This is a genomic window from Stenotrophomonas sp. T8, assembly GCF_051853085.1.
Lineage (GTDB): Bacteria > Pseudomonadota > Gammaproteobacteria > Xanthomonadales > Xanthomonadaceae > Stenotrophomonas > Stenotrophomonas sepilia.
On the sequence record NZ_CP195329.1, the window covers coordinates 4,223,574 to 4,238,722 of the forward strand.

Below are 15,149 nucleotides of genomic sequence, written 5' to 3' on the forward strand. Positions count from 1 at the left end.
GCTCGTGTGCGCAGTCCTGCGCACACGGCAAGACCGGGGTTGGGCGTCCTGACCAACCCGCCCGAGGTATGCCTCGGGCCCATGGCGCCAACGGTCCTGCCAACCCACACCGCCCCACCTCTGACGGTTCGACGCTGCTGTTGGTAGGTGTCGACCTTGGGCGACACGGTAGATCCACGCCATGCGTGGATGAATCTGCATCGGAATCGAGTATCCGATATCTGATCGAAAGGCAGCCGAGCGTGGGCTCGGCTCGACAAAAAGCAGCCAGCCAAGCGCTTCTGCTTTTCTTTTTTCTTTTCCGTGGCGGACGCACTCGGAAATTGTCAGAGGCCGGGCGGGGTGGGTTCGCGGGGGTCACTTCAGGACGGGTTTACGGCGTCCCCCGCGAATCCACCCCGCCCGGCCAAGCGCGGCTTTTGATGTTCACAGCCAACCAGCCGCCACGAGGGGCTGCGCCGTTCGCGGGAACCTCAATCGTCCGCGGAAACCGTCCGCCCCGACGCCCATGCCCGCAGTGCCTCTACCTGCTCGGCCATCAGCACCGACAGCGGCCGCGTCGCGCGGATCTCATTCATCAGCAGCTCGGTGTCCAGCGGCCGGCCTTCGGCGTGCGCTGCGTACAGTCCGGCCACGATCGCCTGCTCGATCTCCGCGCCGGAGAAACCATTCGCCGCGGCCGCCAGCGCCGGCAGCGCAAAGTCGTCACCATTGAGCTGGCGTCGCCCCAGATGCAGCCGCAGCAGTTCCACGCGCACTTCGGGGGGGGGCAGGTCGACGAAGAAGATCTCGTCGAAACGCCCCTTGCGCAGCAGTTCGGCCGGCAGTTCGTGCACCTGGTTGGCGGTGGCGACGATGAAGACCGGCGCCTTGCGCTCGGCCATCCAGGTCAGCAGGTAGCCGAGCACGCGGCGCGATACGCCACCGTCCTCGCCACCACTGGCCAAGCCTTTCTCGATCTCATCCATCCACAACACGCAGGGCGCCAGCTGCTCGGCCGAGGCCAGCGCCTGGCGCAGGTTGGCCTCGGTCTCGCCGTGGTACTTGTTGTACAGCGCACCCACGTCCAGGCGCAGCAGCGGTACACCGAAGCCGGCGGCGGTGGCCTTGGCCAGCATCGATTTGCCGCAGCCCTGCACGCCCAGCAGCAGCATGCCGCGCGGCGGGTCCAGGCCGGCCGGTGCCGAGCCGGCGATGAAGGCCACCCGGCGCTGGCTGATCCAGCGCTTGAGCCGGTTGGCGCCGGCCACGTCGCCGAAGCGTGCGCTGTCGTGCTCGAAGAACAGGTGGCCGCTGCGGTTGAGCAGCTCGAACTTCAGCCGTGCCAGCTGCGGCAGGTCGTCGTCGCGCAGCGCGCCATCGGCGTAGATCAGCTGGCGGGCAATGCGGCGGGCATCGACCAGGCTCAGGCCCTGCAGGTTCTTCAGGATCTTCTTCACCGCCTCGCTGTCGACCTCGACACGGCGGCCGCCGTGCTCGCGTGCGTAGGCGTCGGCCTCCTCGCGCAGCATCTTCAGCAGGGCGTTGGCATCGGGCAGGCGCGGGTTGAAGCGCACCGCCAGTGCTTCCAGCTCGGCCGGCAGCTCGACCTTGGCGCCGATCAGCACCAGCACGTGCGGCTCGCTGTGGCGGCGCTGGATCAGGTCGCGCAGTGCGCGCTGGTGGCTGGCATAGCCCAGGTAGGGGTGGAAATCGAGCAGCAGGTAGACACCGCGCTGATCAGCCTGGCGGATCATCTGCAGCGCGGCGCTGGCATCGGGCGGGCCGACCGGCGGATCCTCGCGGTCCAGGTCGATGCGGCGCAGGCCCTCGGTGATGGACCAGCGGTGCAGGGCCCGCCACACGTGCATCAGCGTCTGCCGGAACAGTTCAACGATGCGCCCCTCGTCCTGGGTCTCGATGACGATCAGGGGGGTATTGGCGCGGATCAGTGCGCTCAGGTCCTGCAGTTCGCTCATGCCGGTTCGATCCTTCGGGGGCGCCACGATAGCAAAGGCGATGGCCACGGGTTCAGCACGGCGCTACCTCCCGTCACCACCGCCGGTGTACGCTCGGGGCACGTACCCGGAAGCGAGGCTGGCATGAAGACGATCCTGGTGGCCGGTTCCAAGGGCGGGGTGGGCAAGACCACCGTCGCCACCCACCTGGCCGCGTACGCGGCATTGCAGGGCAAGGCCACGGTGATCGCCGATGCCGACCCGCAGGGCTCCAGCACCCGCTGGGCACAACGGCGTGCCGGGCTGGAAAGCGCGGTGCTCCCCATCGATGTGTATCGGAAGAAGCAGTGGGCGCAGAAGCTGCCCGACGGTACCGATACCGTCATCATCGATGCACCCGCCGGCGCGCTGGCCGACGATATCCCCCATTTCCTGGACGCGGCCGACGCCGTGGTGGTGCCGGTGCTGCCCTCGGCGCTGGATATCGAAGCCATCGTCGGCTTCCTCAACAGCCTGGCCCAGAACCCGCGCGTGCACAGCCGCAAGCTGCCGGTAGGGCTGGTCCTCAACCGCACCAAACCCTGGACCCAGACCTCGCAGCAGGCATTGCAGATGCTGGCCGAATGGCCGTACCCGGTGGTCGCGCAGCTGCGTGACAGCCAGAGCTACGTGGTCATGACCGGCCTGGGCCGCAGCCTGTTCGACTATCGCTCCGCCCAGGTGCGCGAACACCAGGCCGACTGGGAGCCGCTGCTGTCCTGGCTCAAGCTTTGATGCCTGCCTCACTTCTCCTGCTGCATCCTCTTCTCCATGGAAACCCGCGATGCGTGAACTGATCCTGCTGCGCCATGCCCATGCCGAACCCGCCGTTTCCGGCCAGGCCGACCTCGACCGGCCGCTGTCGCCGGTGGGGCTGGCCGAAGCTGAAGCTGCCGGCAAGTGGTTGAAGGAAAACAAGCTGCTGCCGGACTGCGTGCTGTGCTCGCCGTCGCGACGTACCCGTGAGACCCTGGAAGCGGTGATGACGGCCATCGGCTATGTCGAGAAGCGCCTGGAAGACCGGATCTACGAAGCCACCCCGGGCACCCTGGCGGCGCTGGTGGACGAGCGTCGCGACCTGGACCGGGTGCTGATCGTGGGCCACAACCCGGGCCTGGAGCAGCTGGTGGCCCTGATGACCGACGGCACCAGCAGCGACTACCGCGGCATGCCGCCGGGCGGCGTGGCCGTCCTCGGCTTCCCGCGCGAGGTCTCGATCGAGCCGGGCGTGGCCAGCCTGAACGCGTTCTGGTGGCCGTGATCCGATGAGCCAGGCGCGGCGCAGCCGCTTCCTGCTGCCCGCGTTGCTGGCGCTTGGCCCGGCCTGGGCCGCCGTGCCCCCACCAACGCCGTTGCCGCCGGTGTCCGCCGAAGCACCGCGGGTAATGCGCCTGGATACCCAGCGCTCGCGGATCGGTTTCGAGGTGCGGACCCGTTTCGGCCAGCGCATCGAAGGCGTATTCCCGCACTTCGAGGGGCGCATCGAGATCCTGTCCGACGGGCGCCACCAGGTGCACCTGAAGATGTTCACCCGTTCGGTGGAGATCCCTGGCAAGGCGCGCTACACCGGCTGGATGCGCGGCGAAGAGTTCTTCGATGCAGGGCGCCATCCGGTGGTCGAGTTCGACTCGCTGCCATACTGGCCGGAGACGGTGGAACAGGGCGGCGACATCAACGGCCGGCTGACCCTGCGCGGCGTCAGCCACCCCGAGTCGCTGCGGGTCGAGAAGGCGGAGTGCGCCCGACCCGGCTATGATTGCGATGTCGTCAGCCGCGGTACCGTGCAGCGAGGCCGGTATGGAATGGACAGCTGGCAGCTAGCCCTGAGTGACCGAGTGACCTTCGTATTACGTGCGCGCCTGAGCGAGGCGCCGAAACCGTGACCCTCCTGCTGCGTTTACTGGCGCTGGCAACGGTGTTGCTGGGCAGCGGCTGCGCGTCGCTTTCGCATGCCGAGCGCGACCGTGCCGAAGCGATCGCCGTGCAGGCGCGCTCGACCGTGGTCGGCTGCCAGCGCGCCGACCGCTGCGCGCAGGACTCACCGCTGCGTGCGCTGGCCGGCCGGGCGTTCACCGAATCCACCCCCGAACAGCCGCGCCACTACGCCACCCTGCTCGACGAGGGCGAAGGTGCGCTGGTGGCGCGCCTGAACCTGCTGCGCAGCGCTACCCGCAGCATCGACCTGCAGACCTACATCTTCGACAAGGACGACAGCGCCCGGCTGGTCATCGACGAGCTGCTGGCTGCATCGCGGCGCGGGGTGAAGGTGCGCGTGCTGATCGACCAGCTCTCGGCGATCTCCGACCTGCAGATCCTCGGCGCGCTGTCCGGCGCGCACCAGAACTTCCAGCTGCGGGTCTACAACCCGACCTTCGGCAAGGCCCGGCTGAACTACTTCGACTATGCCGGCAGCGTGCTGTGCTGCTTCCGCCGCTTCAACCAGCGCATGCACAACAAGCTGCTGGTGATCGACGATGCGATCGGCGTGGTCGGTGGCCGCAACTACCAGGACGACTATTACGACTGGGACCGCGAGTACAACTTCCGCGACCGCGACGTGCTGATCGCCGGCCCGGAGGCGCGGGCGATGGCCGCCAACTTCGATGCCTTCTGGCATGCCAGGCGCAGCGTGCCGGCCGAGCGCCTGAACGATGTCGGCCGCACCCTGCTGCGCGAGGGCGTGCCGACCCTGCCGCCGGCCAGCTTCCGCCGCCCCGAGCGGGTGCAGCGGGTCAGTGCCGAAGCCAATGACATGGACTTCGTCAGCCGTTCCTTCGTCGATACCGCCTTGCCGGTGGCCTCGGTGCGCTATGTCGCCGACCTGCCACGCAAGCACCGGCGCGAGAAGGCCGATGCGCCACTGGCGGGCCAGCACGTGACCGAGCCGCAGCTGGATGCGCTGATCGCCGGCGCGCAGGAGGAAGTGATCCTGCAGACGCCATACCTGGTGTTGTCCAAGCCGGCGCAGAAGCTGTTCCGCGAGCTGCGCAAGCGCCCGCAGCCGCCGCGGGTGGTGGTGTCCAGCAACAGCCTGGCCGCCACCGACAACCCGATCGTGTATGCGCTGTCGTACAAGTACAAGCGGCGCAACATGCGCGAACTGGGCTTCAACATCTTCGAGTACAAGCCGTTCCCGCTGGATGCACCGGTCGACTACCGCAACCTGCTGCCTGATCCGATCGCCGCGCCCGGGGGTGACGACGACGGCGGGCGCAATCCGCTGATCGGCGGCAGCGCCGCGGGCAGCAATGCCGGCGACAGCCGCGATCGCGATGAGCATCCGGCACCCACCGGCAAGCAGCTGGCGGTGAACCCGCGCACCGGCAGTGCCTACCAGAACGCGCGCGAGCGCCGCCGCGCGGCCGGCAGCGAGGTCGAGACCCGCCTGCTGCGCACCGAGACCCGGCCCTCCTTCCTGGGCAGCAAGGCGGTCAACAAGCCGTTGCCGGTCACCCGCAAGGGCGCGCGCATGGGCCTGCATGCCAAGTCGCTGGTGGTCGACCGCCGCATCGGCGTGGTCGGCACCCACAACTTCGATCCGCGCAGCGAGAACTACAACACCGAAGGTGCGGTGATCATCGATGACCCGGCCTTCGCCGAGCAGCTGGCCGAGAGCATCCTGCGCGATATCCACCCGCAGAACTCGTGGACGGTGGCGCCGCGGGCCAAGCCGCCGGTGCTGTCCGGGCTCAACTACAGCGTCGGCAAGGCCTCCGAGGCACTGCCGATCCTCGACTTCTGGCCGTGGCGCTATGCCACCGACTACGAGTTCAAGCCCGGCCCGGACTGTCCGCGGCCGCTGCCCCGGCAGGACCCGGACTTCCACCGCTGCTATGTCGCCGTGGGCGATTTCCCCGAGGTCAATGTCGGCCCGAAATGGCTGCTGGTCCGCATGCTCACTGCATTCGGCGCCGGCCTCGTTCCCATCCTCTGAAGGTGCCCGCATGACCCTGGTGTTCCGCGAAGCCGTTTCCCTCGAGCAGCTCAACACGCTCAGCCGCAACACCGCGATCGAGTCGCTGGGCATCGTCTTCAGCGCGGCCGGCGACGATTGGCTGCAGGCCACCATGCCGGTGGACGAGCGCACCCGCCAGCCCTACGGCATCCTGCATGGCGGCGCGTCGGTGGTGCTGGCCGAGACCCTGGGCAGCAGCGCCGGCAACCTGTGCGTGGATACGGCCAAACAGATCTGCGTGGGGCTGGAGATCAACGCCAACCATGTACGCGCCGTTCGCTCGGGCACCGTGACCGGCACCGCACGTGCACTGCACGTCGGCCGCAGCACCCAGCTGTGGGAGATCCGCATCGAGGACGAGCAGGGCCGCCTGGTGTGCATCTCGCGGCTGACCCTGGCGGTGGTGGCGGCCGGCCACGGCTGAGCCCCGGACGGCCGGTGACGGCAGCGGAACCCAGCGTTCCCCGCCGATTGCCCCGGTCGATGGGTGTTATGGCCTAAATCGGCTGGCAGCGATGACGGCCCTCCGGTATCGTGCGCGGATGACTTCCCCCACTCCGGCCCCCCGCGGCGGCGTGGCGCGTGTGTGCCGTTACCTGTACCGCGTACCGCTGCTGTTGGTCCACATCGTTGTGTTCCTGCCGCTCATCCTGATCGGCATGCTTCGGCCGTGGGGCGAACTGCGCGTGGGCGAGGCGACCCTGGGGGCCAAAGTGGTCAACTGGTGGCAGGGCGGGCTGATGTGGATCTTCGGCTTCCGCCTGGTGCAGATCGGTACGCCGTTGCCCGGCGCCGTGCTGTTCGTCGCCAACCACGTCAGCTGGGTCGACATCTGCATCCTGCACAGCCAGCGCATGATGGGCTTCGTCGCCAAGCGCGAGATCGCCAGCTGGCCGTTGGTCGGTTGGCTGGCCGCGCGTGGCCAGACCATCTTCCACCAGCGCGGCAACACCGAATCGCTCGGTGGCGTGATGCAGGTGATGGCCGATCGCCTGCGCGAAGGCAAGGCGGTGGGCGTGTTCCCGGAAGGGCGCACCCGCGGCGGCCACGAAGTAGGCCCGTTCCATGCCCGCATCTTCCAGGCCGCGGTTGAAACCGGCGTGCCGGTGCAGCCGGTGGCACTGGTGTACGGGCTCAAGGGCGATGCGCAGACCATTGTCGCGTTCGGCCCCGGCGAGAGTTTCTTCGCCAATTTCCTGCGCCTGCTCGGTGAGCCGGCGCGGCGTGCAGAAGTGCACTTCCTGGCACCGATCGGTGCGCAGGACCTGGAAGGCCGTCGGCGCATCGCGGAGACGTCGCGCGCGCGCATCGTGGCGGCCATGAGCTCCGAGTGAGGGTGCGGTGGCCCTGATCCCGCCACCCGTCCTGGACGCCGGCACGCCGACGCTGCACGCGGCTGACTACCAGCCGCCGCGCTGGCTGCGCAATCCGCATCTGCAGTCGATGCTCAGCTCCAGCCGCATGCGCCTGCAGCGCGGCCTGCTGCTGCTGGCCGCGACCGGTGCGATCAGCGAAGAACTGATCCTCGACGGCGGTGATGGCGTGCGCCTGCAAGGCTGGCACAGCCACATCGAAGGCCGCGAACCCAAGGGCATGGCCCTGCTGCTGCACGGCTGGGAAGGCAGCGCCGAATCCAGCTACATGCGCATGGCGGCCGCGCGCATGCTCGAACAGGGCTTTGACGTGGTGCGGCTGAATTTCCGCGACCACGGCAATACCCATCATCTCAACCCCGGCATCTTCCACTCCAACCTGATCGACGAAGTGGTGCATGCCGCGGGCGATATCGCCCAGCGCTGGCCGCAGTTGCCGCTGGTGGCCGCCGGTTACTCGCTGGGCGGCAATTTCGTGCTGCGCCTGGCCCAGCGCGCGCCAGCGGCCGGCGTGCCGCTGCTGCGCGTGGCCTCGGTATGCCCGGTGCTGGATCCGGCGCTGACCATGGAGAGCATCGAGAACGGCCCGGCGATGTACGACTGGTACTTCCGCCGCAAGTGGGCCGGTTCGCTGCGGCGCAAGCGCGACCTGTTCCCCGAACTGAGCGACTGCGACGACCGCGTACTGAAACTGGACATCCGCGCGCTGACTGCCTGGCTGGTCGAGCGCCACACCAGTTTCGGTTCGTTGCAGGCCTATTTCGATGGCTACTCGATTGCCGGCGATCGGCTGTCCACGTTGCAGGTGCCTGCCGACATCCTGATGGCGCAGGACGACCCGGTGATCCCCTACGCGACCTTCAGCGACTGGCAGCTGCCGCACCAGGCGCATCTGGAAACCGCCAGCTGGGGCGGACACTGTGGCTTCCTGGAAAACTGGCGCGGTGACGGCTTCTCCGAGCGCTGGGTGGCGCAGCGCCTGCAGCGCGTGCTGCAAGGCTGAACCGGCACGGGCGCGCAGGCCGCTACAATGCGGGTTTGCCCTTGAACCGGACCGCCATGCAAGACCAGATCATCCAAGCGTTGCGCCAGAACGAGGCCGACCAGGCCGTGCAGCTGGCCCAGGCGTGGACCCGTGATGAACCCGGCCAGGCCGAGGCCCACCGCTGGCTGGCGCTTGCGCTGCAGCAGCAGGGCAAGGCCGAGGACGCGATGGAAGCCCTGCAGCAGGCGCTGCAGCTGGCCCCGGACAACGCCCAGCTGCACCTGCAGCACGCCGGCCTGCTGCTGGCCCTGCGCCAGTTCGACGGCGCCGGCGAAGCACTGACGCGCACCACCGGGCTGGACCCGAACGCATTCGCCGCGTACCTGATGCAGGCCCACCTGGCGATCGGTCGCAACGATTTCGATGAAGCGCAGCGCCTGTCCACGCTGGCCTCGCGTGTCGAGCCGGACCACCCGGAGCTGCTGACCATCGATGGCATGATCGCGCTGCGCCGCGATGATGCCGATCGCGCGCTGACGCTGCTGTCGGCCGCCAACCAGGCCCTGCCCAACGACATCCGCGTGCTTTACGCACTGGGCTTCGCCTACCTGGGCAAGAACATGCTGGCCTTCGCCGAGCAGGCGTTCCGCCGCGTGCTGGAACTGAACCCGACCATCGCCTCGTTGCATGGCCTGGTGGTGCAGCTGGCCATGCGCCAGGGCAACCTGGAAGCTGCGGCAGAAGCGATGCAGATCGCGCTGCAGCAGGAAGGCCTGGATACGCCTTCGATGCGCCGCCTGGCTGGTGAACTGGCACTGCGCAGCGGCCAGCCGCTGCAGGCGCTGGAACACCTGCTGCCGTTGCTGGAATCGCTGCCTGATGACCGCGACGTGCTGCAGCTGCTGCTGATGTCCTGGCAGCGCCTGGGTCGCGAAGACGAGGCCCGCGCACGCCTGGATGCCGCCTTGGAGCAGCACCCGCAGCTGCACGACCTGTGGCTGGCACGCCTGGCGGTGGAGGAGGTCGGCAGTGCCACCGCCGCCGCCACGGTCGAGCGCTGGATGGACGCGATGCCGGGCCACCTGCCGGCGCTGGAAGCGCGCCTGCGGCTGCACGACATGGTGGGCGAACACGCGCAGGCCGAAGCGATCGCCGAGCGTATCGTCAGCCTCGAACCGGGCCGTGTCAGTGGCGAAACCCGCCTGGTCGAAGGCCTGCTCCAGCGCGATCCGGCCGCTGCCGTCGCCCGCGTGCAGGCGCTGATCGGCATGGCGCCGGAAGGCCACCGTGCCGACCTGCGCACCTGGCTGGGCGAGATCCAGGATCGCGCCGGGCAGCACGAAGACGCGCTGCAGACCTGGCTTGCCCTGCAGGCCGACCAGGCCCCGCAGCGCCTGCCGCTGCCGCCGCAGGCCAAGGCACCGCCGAGCTGGCCGGACAAGGGCGAGATCGACGGTGATGCCACTTCCGCACCGATCTTCCTGTGGGGTGCGCCGGGGTCGGGCGTGGAGCGCGTGGCGACCGCCCTGGCTGCGGCCAGCCCGGTACTGCGCAGCGACCGCTATACCTCCAACGCACCCGACGACGCGTTCCAGAACTACCACACGCTGCAGGACCTCGCTTCGGGCGTGCTGACGCCGGAGCGGCTGGTGCAGCGCTGGCGCGAACAGCTGCCGTCGCGCGGCGTGCAGGACGACGCGATCATCGACTGGCTGCTGTGGTGGGACAACGCGCTGCTGTGGGCGCTGCGCCCGCAGTTGCCGCAGGGCCGCCTGCTGGTGGTGCTGCGCGATCCGCGCGACATGCTGCTGGACTGGGTGGCCTACGGTGCGGCCGCGCCGCTGGCGATGACCTCGCTGGCCGAAGCCAGCGAATGGCTGGCGCGCGCGCTGGCCCAGGTCGCCGCCCTGCACGAGGACGATCTGTACCCGCAGGTGTTGCTGCGCATCGACCAGATCGGCAACGATCCGCAGGCGATGGCCGAACTGCTGGGCCGACTGTTCGAGCGGCCGATGCCGCCGGCCGCGCAGCTGGGCGCGCCGCGTTTCCCGCCGGGCCACTGGCGCAACTACCGCGACGTGATGAGCGCCGCCTTCGCCAAGCTCACCCCGATCGCGGTGCGCCTGGGTTACCCGGAAGAGTGAGGACACGCCGATGCAACTGAGCAGCCACAGCCTGACCAACGGTGCACCGATCGACCGCGAATTCGCCGCAGGCGATGCCGCGGGCTTCGCACCGGACCGCAATCCGCACCTGGCCTGGAGCGATGTGCCGGATGGCACCCGTTCGTTCCTGCTGGTATGCGTCGATCCGGACGTGCCGACCGTGCCGGAGACGGTCGGCCGCACCGACATGAGCGTGCCACGCGACCAGCCCCGCTGTGATTTCGTGCACTGGGTGATGGCCGATATTCCGGCTTCGGTGCGCGAGATTGCCGCAGGCAGCTGCAGCGACGGCTTCGTGGTGAAGGGCAAGACCACGCCGGCCGGGCCGGCCGGCAGCCGCCAGGGCCTGAACGACTTCACCGGCTGGTTCGCCGGCAACCCGGACATGGCCGGTGACTACCTGGGCTACGACGGCCCCTATCCGCCGTTCAATGACGAGCGCGTGCACCGCTACTTCTTCCGCGTGTTCGCGCTGGACGTGGCATCGCTGCAGCTGCCGGCACGCTTCACCGCCGCCGACGCGTACCGGGCCATGCACGGCCACGTGCTGGCCGAAGCGGCACTGCACGGCACCTACACGTTGAATCCGGCGCTGGGCTGAGGCTGCATAACGGGTCGTGCCGGCCGCTGGCCGGCCACGTCCGTGTGTTGCTGCATTCGCCCGTGGCAGCCGGCCAGCGGCCGGCTCTACCGCTGGCGAAGACGGGCGACCCTGCGGCCGCCCTTTTCATTCGTCCGTACCGGCTACCGGCGCGAACACCAGCACATCGCCATGCGCATTGCGCAGCAGCAGGCGGCCACGCTCATCCAGCGCAAGCGTCATCTCTGCGCGTGCATTCACCAGCGTGCCGGCGACACGTTCCTGTTCGGCCACCTCGGCCCGCATGCAAGCGGCTGTGGTGATGATGCCGCCCTCAAGAAGCAGCCGGTCACCTTGCAGGTGATAGGTGCTGCTTGACTGGTTGCACAGGTTCAACTCGCTCATGTAGCCGGGTTGGAAGCGCAGCGTGTAGGGCGGTCGACCGCGCACGAACAACGCATCAATGCGCCGGCCCTGCGCGTCGGTGGCGCGCGCGAGTTGCCACGGATGTGCCTCGAGCTGCCCGGTGGTGGGCGTGCTGGCAGCGGCCACATCCGTAGACATGGCCAGCAGCGCGGCAATGATGAGGGCGGGGGCGTGCTTCATGCCGATCTCCCTGATGCATGCGGGTAGTGCCGGCCGTTGGCCGGCAACATCCGTGTGTTGGCGGTGCTCCGCAAGGCAGCCGGCCAGCGGCCGGCTCTACCCACCACGAAGAAGGGCGACCTCGCGTCCGCCCTTCAAGAGCCAGCCGACTAACAGTCGGCTCTACATCACTTCTCGATGGCCGACTCGACCACCATGTCCAGCACGTAGGCCTGCGACGGCGCATCGGCCGGCGGGTTCTTCACTTCGTAGCGCTTCACGCGCACTACGTTGCGCACGCCGTCTTCGTGGGTGTAGCCCTCGATGTTGCCGTAGAAGTTCTCGAACTTGCCCGGCTCACCCTGCTTCAGGCCCTTGTCGTCGAACTTCACTTCGCGCACCTGCAGGCACTGGTAGTCCGGGATCAGCGGGTGCGAGCACTTCTCGGTCTTCGCGGCCACTTCCAGGAACACGGTTTCGCCGGCGCCGCCGTAGCGCGTTTCAGCGGTCGGTTCGGGGTTGAACACCAGCACGTCGCCCTTGGCATTGGTCAGGGTCAGCTTGCCATCGGCATCCTGCTCGGCCTTCAGTTCGCCCTGCAGGCGGCTCGACACGGCTTCGTCCAGCGCCATCAGCGCCTTGTCGGTGCAGGCCATCATGGTCGAGGCCATCGCACTGACCGTCAGCTTGCCGTCGGCCAGGGTGTAGCCGCCGCCCATGCGGTTGCAGGTGTTGCTGACCGACAGGCGGCCATCAGCGAAGTCCAGGGTGACCGGCTTGTCTTCGCGGGCGAACAGCGCGTCGATGCGCTTGCCGTCGGCGCCGGTGGCCTGCTGCAGCAGCCAGTGCTGGCTCTGCAGGCGCTGCGCATCCAGGTGCGCCAGCGTCTGCTGGTCCGCTGCCTTGGTCGCGGCCGGGGCCACGTCGTCGCCGCCATTGCCGGCCGGGGCCGGGGTCTGGCTGCAGGCGGCCATCAGGGCCAGCGGGAGGAGCAGGGTGAGCTTGCGGTTCATGGTGATTCTCCTTGGGGAACCGTGGGGAAAACGGGGTGGGGCCGGCCATGGGGTTACCGTGCCCCAGTGCTGTTCAGCTGCCGGAGGGCAACCACAGCAGCAGCGCTGCGCCCAGCGCGATGCGGTAGAGGGCGAAGGCGGTGAACCGGTGCGACTTGATGTAGCCCATCAGCCACTTCACTACGACGAAGCCGGTGACGGCCGCGGCAAGGAAGGCCACGCCCACCTCGGTCCAGTTCTCGCTGCCCAGCTGCCCGGCCTTGGCCATTTCCAGGAAGGTGTAGGCGCTGGCGGCGAACATGGTGGGAATGCCGACCAGGAACACGAACTCGGCGGCAGCGGCGCGACGGCTCAGGCCCAACAGCATGGCCAGGAAGATCGCCGAGGCCGAGCGCGAGGTACCGGGGAACACGCCGGCCACGACCTGCGCCAGGCCCACGCCGATCGCCACTGTCCAGGTCACCTGGTCGCGGTCGGGCAGGCGCGCGGTGTAGGCCTCCACCAGCAGCATCCAGACGCCACCGATGATCAGTGCCCAGGCCACCGGGCTGACCGTCTCCGGCAGCGACCAGCCGGCCTTGCGCACCACCAGGCCGACCACGGCGGTGACCAGGAACGCAGCGCCCAGCTTGAACACGTACTCACGGTTCTCGCGTTGGTTCAAGCCGGTGGCCAGCTGCAGCAGGCGCTGGCGGAACACCAGCACCACGGCCACGATCGCGCCGGCCTGGATGAAGATGTTGAAGAAGTCCGAGCGGGCACCCAGCCAGTGCTGGGCGATGAGCAGGTGGCCGGTGCTGGAGATCGGCAGGAATTCGGTCAAGCCTTCGAGGATGCCCAGCAGCAGGGCGGAGAGCAGGTCGGACATGGACGGTGCGGGCACGCGCGGCGGAAGGAAGAAGGTCGAGAGGATAGACGATCCCTGCTGCACCAAACGGGTGCGTCTGTTGGCGGGCGCACCGGTTTGGTGCGCACCGTTCTGCACCGGCGCGGGGCAGCCATATTGAAATCAACGACTTGCGGGTATCGAAAAGTTGGCACGGTCATTGCTGTACCTCAGCAGGCATTCATCCCCATCCGAGGTCGTACCGATGTCCGTGGAAAACGTTGAGAAGCTGATCAAGGACAACCAGATCGAGTTCGTCGATCTGCGTTTCGTGGATATGCGTGGCGTCGAGCAGCACGTCACCTTCCCGGTCAGCATCGTCGAACCGTCGCTGTTCGAAGAAGGCAAGATGTTCGACGGCAGCTCGATCGCCGGCTGGAAGGGCATCAACGAATCGGACATGGTGCTGCTGCCGGACCCGTCCAGCGCCTACGTCGACCCGTTCTACGCCGATCCGACCATCGTGATCAGCTGCGACATCCTCGATCCGGCCACCATGCAGGCCTATGGCCGCTGCCCGCGCGGCATCGCCAAGCGTGCCGAGGCCTACCTGAAGTCCTCCGGCATCGCCGAAACCGCGTTCTTCGGCCCGGAGCCGGAATTCTTCATCTTCGACTCGGTCCGTTTCGCCAACGAAATGGGCAACACCTTCTTCAAGGTCGACTCGGAAGAAGCGGCGTGGAACAGCGGCGCCAAGTATGACGGCGCCAACAGCGGCTACCGTCCGGGCGTGAAGGGCGGCTACTTCCCGGTTCCGCCGACCGACACCCTGCACGACCTGCGCGCGGAAATGTGCAAGACCCTGGAACAGGTCGGCATCGAAGTGGAAGTGCAGCACCACGAAGTGGCCACTGCGGGCCAGTGCGAGATCGGCACCAAGTTCAGCACCCTGGTGCAGAAGGCCGACGAGCTGCTGCGCATGAAGTACGTCATCAAGAACGTCGCGCACCGCAACGGCAAGACCGTCACCTTCATGCCCAAGCCGATCGTCGGCGACAACGGCAGCGGCATGCATGTGCACCAGTCGCTGTCCAAGGGCGGCACCAACCTGTTCTCCGGTGACGGCTACGGTGGCCTGAGCCAGCTGGCGCTGTGGTACATCGGCGGCATCTTCAAGCACGCCAAGGCCATCAATGCCTTCGCCAACTCGGGCACCAACAGCTACAAGCGCCTGGTGCCGGGCTTCGAGGCGCCGGTGATGCTGGCCTATTCGGCCCGCAACCGTTCGGCCTCGTGCCGCATTCCGTGGGTGTCCAACCCGAAGGCGCGCCGCATCGAAATGCGCTTCCCGGATCCGATCCAGTCCGGCTACCTGACCTTCACCGCGCTGATGATGGCCGGCCTGGACGGCATCAAGAACCAGATCGACCCGGGTGCACCGAGCGACAAGGACCTGTACGACCTGCCGCCGGAGGAAGAGAAGCTGATCCCGCAGGTCTGCTCCTCGCTGGACCAGGCGCTGGAAGCGCTGGACAAGGACCGCGAGTTCCTCAAGGCCGGCGGCGTGATGAGCGATGACTTCATCGACGGCTACATCGCGCTGAAGATGCAGGAAGTGACCAAGTTCCGCGCGGCCACCCACCCGCTGGAATACCAGCTGTACTACGCCAGCTGACCGGGCGCGATGGCGG

The 15,149-nt window shown here is 68.0% G+C and carries 14 protein-coding genes; 10 read left to right on the plus strand and 4 right to left on the minus strand.

Going from position 1 to position 15,149, the window contains the following annotated elements; genetic code table 11:
- Window positions 1-473 precede the first annotated feature (473 nt).
- A complete protein-coding gene (locus tag ACSDHM_RS19455; RefSeq protein ID WP_439426510.1) occupies window positions 474-1,958 on the minus strand; it encodes an AAA family ATPase in 1,485 nt (494 codons plus the stop codon).
- Window positions 1,959-2,081: 123 nt separating this feature from the next.
- Here ACSDHM_RS19455 and ACSDHM_RS19460 point away from each other — a divergent pair, with 123 nt between their 5' ends.
- The 9 genes from ACSDHM_RS19460 (at window position 2,082) to ACSDHM_RS19500 (ending at window position 11,055) form a co-directional block, all read left to right on the plus strand.
- Window positions 2,082-2,711 (plus strand): ParA family protein, encoded by a 630-nt coding sequence (locus tag ACSDHM_RS19460; protein WP_005420986.1) that lies wholly within the window; start codon window positions 2,082-2,084, stop codon window positions 2,709-2,711.
- A 49-nt stretch (window positions 2,712-2,760) separates the two neighbouring features.
- Entirely contained in the window at window positions 2,761-3,237 is a 477-nt protein-coding gene (locus ACSDHM_RS19465) for a SixA phosphatase family protein (RefSeq protein ID WP_061479387.1), read from the plus strand.
- 4 nt (window positions 3,238-3,241) lie between these two features.
- Complete coding sequence (locus ACSDHM_RS19470) at window positions 3,242-3,859, plus strand: YceI family protein (protein ID WP_065178694.1); 618 nt, start codon at window positions 3,242-3,244, stop codon at window positions 3,857-3,859.
- On the plus strand, window positions 3,856-5,910 hold the full coding sequence (locus ACSDHM_RS19475) for a phospholipase D family protein (protein WP_252744568.1): 2,055 nt from the start codon (window positions 3,856-3,858) through the stop codon (window positions 5,908-5,910). Before ACSDHM_RS19470 ends, ACSDHM_RS19475 begins: the two co-directional genes overlap by 4 nt.
- A gap of 10 nt (window positions 5,911-5,920) precedes the next feature.
- Window positions 5,921-6,355 carry a hotdog fold thioesterase gene (locus ACSDHM_RS19480; RefSeq protein ID WP_049414459.1) on the plus strand — a complete coding sequence of 145 codons (435 nt, stop codon included), beginning with the start codon at window positions 5,921-5,923 and terminating at the stop codon, window positions 6,353-6,355.
- Window positions 6,356-6,473: 118 nt separating this feature from the next.
- Window positions 6,474-7,265, plus strand: coding sequence for a lysophospholipid acyltransferase family protein (locus ACSDHM_RS19485; protein WP_061479384.1), 792 nt, complete (start codon window positions 6,474-6,476; stop codon window positions 7,263-7,265).
- Between the two features lie 52 nt (window positions 7,266-7,317).
- Window positions 7,318-8,307, plus strand: coding sequence for a YheT family hydrolase (locus ACSDHM_RS19490; protein ID WP_061479400.1), 990 nt, complete (start codon window positions 7,318-7,320; stop codon window positions 8,305-8,307).
- Between the two features lie 56 nt (window positions 8,308-8,363).
- Window positions 8,364-10,433 (plus strand): tetratricopeptide repeat protein, encoded by a 2,070-nt coding sequence (locus tag ACSDHM_RS19495; protein ID WP_439426511.1) that lies wholly within the window; start codon window positions 8,364-8,366, stop codon window positions 10,431-10,433.
- 10 nt (window positions 10,434-10,443) lie between these two features.
- Window positions 10,444-11,055, plus strand: coding sequence for a YbhB/YbcL family Raf kinase inhibitor-like protein (locus ACSDHM_RS19500; protein WP_088496479.1), 612 nt, complete (start codon window positions 10,444-10,446; stop codon window positions 11,053-11,055).
- Window positions 11,056-11,181: 126 nt separating this feature from the next.
- On the opposite strand, the gene ACSDHM_RS19505 is transcribed toward ACSDHM_RS19500, so the two are convergent.
- From ACSDHM_RS19505 to ACSDHM_RS19515, 3 genes are all read right to left on the minus strand, one after another.
- Window positions 11,182-11,640, minus strand: a complete 459-nt coding sequence (locus ACSDHM_RS19505; protein WP_111201252.1) for an META domain-containing protein — start codon at window positions 11,638-11,640, stop codon at window positions 11,182-11,184.
- Between the two features lie 167 nt (window positions 11,641-11,807).
- Entirely contained in the window at window positions 11,808-12,632 is an 825-nt protein-coding gene (locus tag ACSDHM_RS19510) for an META and DUF4377 domain-containing protein (protein WP_005420968.1), read from the minus strand.
- Between the two features lie 73 nt (window positions 12,633-12,705).
- Window positions 12,706-13,500: an undecaprenyl-diphosphate phosphatase gene (locus ACSDHM_RS19515; RefSeq protein WP_439426512.1), complete on the minus strand. Its 795-nt coding sequence runs from the start codon at window positions 13,498-13,500 to the stop codon at window positions 12,706-12,708.
- A 223-nt stretch (window positions 13,501-13,723) separates the two neighbouring features.
- Between ACSDHM_RS19515 and glnA the strand changes: the two genes are divergently transcribed.
- Complete coding sequence (gene glnA / locus ACSDHM_RS19520; protein WP_005420964.1) at window positions 13,724-15,133, plus strand: type I glutamate--ammonia ligase; 1,410 nt, start codon at window positions 13,724-13,726, stop codon at window positions 15,131-15,133.
- The last annotated feature ends 16 nt before the right edge of the window (window positions 15,134-15,149 follow it).

Coding starts and splice junctions, on each gene's coding strand:
- ACSDHM_RS19455 (WP_439426510.1), bottom strand. CDS start 1,958: ATGAGCGAACTGCAGGACCTGAGCGCACTGATCCGCGCCAATACCCCC.
- ACSDHM_RS19460 (WP_005420986.1), top strand. CDS start 2,082: ATGAAGACGATCCTGGTGGCCGGTTCCAAGGGCGGGGTGGGCAAGACC.
- ACSDHM_RS19465 (WP_061479387.1), top strand. CDS start 2,761: ATGCGTGAACTGATCCTGCTGCGCCATGCCCATGCCGAACCCGCCGTT.
- ACSDHM_RS19470 (WP_065178694.1), top strand. CDS start 3,242: ATGAGCCAGGCGCGGCGCAGCCGCTTCCTGCTGCCCGCGTTGCTGGCG.
- ACSDHM_RS19480 (WP_049414459.1), top strand. CDS start 5,921: ATGACCCTGGTGTTCCGCGAAGCCGTTTCCCTCGAGCAGCTCAACACG.
- ACSDHM_RS19485 (WP_061479384.1), top strand. CDS start 6,474: ATGACTTCCCCCACTCCGGCCCCCCGCGGCGGCGTGGCGCGTGTGTGC.
- ACSDHM_RS19495 (WP_439426511.1), top strand. CDS start 8,364: ATGCAAGACCAGATCATCCAAGCGTTGCGCCAGAACGAGGCCGACCAG.
- ACSDHM_RS19500 (WP_088496479.1), top strand. CDS start 10,444: ATGCAACTGAGCAGCCACAGCCTGACCAACGGTGCACCGATCGACCGC.
- ACSDHM_RS19505 (WP_111201252.1), bottom strand. CDS start 11,640: ATGAAGCACGCCCCCGCCCTCATCATTGCCGCGCTGCTGGCCATGTCT.
- ACSDHM_RS19510 (WP_005420968.1), bottom strand. CDS start 12,632: ATGAACCGCAAGCTCACCCTGCTCCTCCCGCTGGCCCTGATGGCCGCC.
- ACSDHM_RS19515 (WP_439426512.1), bottom strand. CDS start 13,500: ATGTCCGACCTGCTCTCCGCCCTGCTGCTGGGCATCCTCGAAGGCTTG.
- glnA (WP_005420964.1), top strand. CDS start 13,724: ATGTCCGTGGAAAACGTTGAGAAGCTGATCAAGGACAACCAGATCGAG.